The sequence below is a fragment of the Dorea sp. 210702-DFI.3.125 genome (assembly GCF_020560945.1).
Lineage (GTDB): Bacteria > Bacillota > Clostridia > Lachnospirales > Lachnospiraceae > Dorea > Dorea formicigenerans.
The window spans coordinates 1-1,557 of sequence record NZ_JAJCNF010000070.1 but is presented as its reverse complement, the minus strand read 5'-3'; the positions used below and the strand labels follow the sequence as shown (position 1 = coordinate 1,557).

Annotated in this window: 1 protein-coding gene; it reads left to right on the top strand. The window is 36.6% G+C overall.

Going from position 1 to position 1,557, the window contains the following annotated elements:
• Positions 1 to 72 precede the first annotated feature (72 nt).
• A complete protein-coding gene (locus LI164_RS15555) occupies positions 73 to 1,404 on the top strand; it encodes an IS4 family transposase (RefSeq protein ID WP_005331271.1) in 1,332 nt (443 codons plus the stop codon).
• Positions 1,405 to 1,557: the final 153 nt, after the last annotated feature.

Genomic DNA, 1,557 nt, shown 5'->3' with positions numbered 1-1,557 from the left:
CCTAAAAGCTTGACAAAACTTCACAAAAGTGTGGCGAAGCCATTTGAATATATTCTTTTTTAGGAGGTTCAAATGGCAAATATTTCTTTTATTGTAAAGCAAAAACTGGAGTCTGCTATAAAAATATTATGCAGAGATTTTTCATCACACGTAAAGCGTCCGGGAAAAGACTTTTCTAGGAATCGTAAACTTCCATTTGAAGAGGTGATTCGATTCCTTCTCCCTCTGCAAGGACAATGTATGGATCAGGAATTATTCCGCCACTTTTCAAAGAAACCACTCTTCTTTTCAACAGACTATTCGGGTATTCCGCATAGTTCCGCTATGATTCAGGCTCGGCAAAAACTTTCAGATTCTGCAATGCCGGCCTTGTTCCATTCGTTTACAGAGACTTGTAAAAAAGGTGCGCTTTTCCAGGGTTACCAACTTCTGGCAATAGATGGTTCCCAGTTTTCTGTCCCGGAAAATCTAAAAGAACCACTATGCTGGCGTAAGATACCCAATATCTCAAAGGGAAGAAATGTGATACATTTAAATGCTATGTACCATCTTCAGAGTGGTATTTTTGAAGATGTCGTTTTTCAGCCAATCTGTGAATGTAATGAGCATAAAGCCCTGGCTCAAATGGTAGACCGCCGGTCTTCTGCGTTTCCTGCTATTTTTATGGCTGATCGGGGATACGAAAGTTATAATACTTTCGCCCATATAGAACAAAAAGGGGATAAATACGTGGTTCGGGGAAGAGAATCAGGTACAGGTATCTGTTCTGGTCTGAATCTTCCTGATACAGAAGAATACGATATCGAAAAAGAACTTTATATCTGTAAAAAACATAGCAAAAAAGTAAAAACAAACCCACGAAAATATAAACGAATTCGCAGTGATGCAACATTTGATTTTTTCACAGACGATTGTGAGGAATATCGATTAAATCTTAGAATTGTAAAAATAAAACTCTCTGAAACCACAACTGAAGTACTGTTTACAAATCTTTCTAAAGAGAAATTTTCGGCAGATGATTTAAAACGGTTATATCATATGCGCTGGGGAATTGAAACTGCATTTGACCAGTTAAAATATGCGCTTGGCGCTGCATCTGTTCATTCTAAGAACTCAGAATTAATCATACAAGAATTGTATGGAAAGCTAATTATGTTCAATTTTTGTAAAACTATAGTTGGTGGAATTGCGGTAAAACAGCAGGAATACTGGAAATATGAATATAAATTGAATATAAAAATGGCAATGTGTATTTGTAGAGAATTCTGGTGCTCCCAGACTTTAGCAGCACCAGAGGTTGAAAAAATGTTGCTGAACTATCTTGTCCCCATAAGGGATAACCGGACTTTTCCACGAGATACGGTTAAAAAGTCAGCAATAGCATTCAATAGTAGGATAGCATAAGATTGTAAAAATGAAAATAGGAACCATGAGAAAGCAGGGATTTTTCGCTGCTTACTTGTAGTATCCTTGAAAAACAAGAAGCCTTGACAATCCATAAAAAAGAAGTGTCAAAGCCTCAATAATTACAATTTTATCCTTAACTTAATGACATTG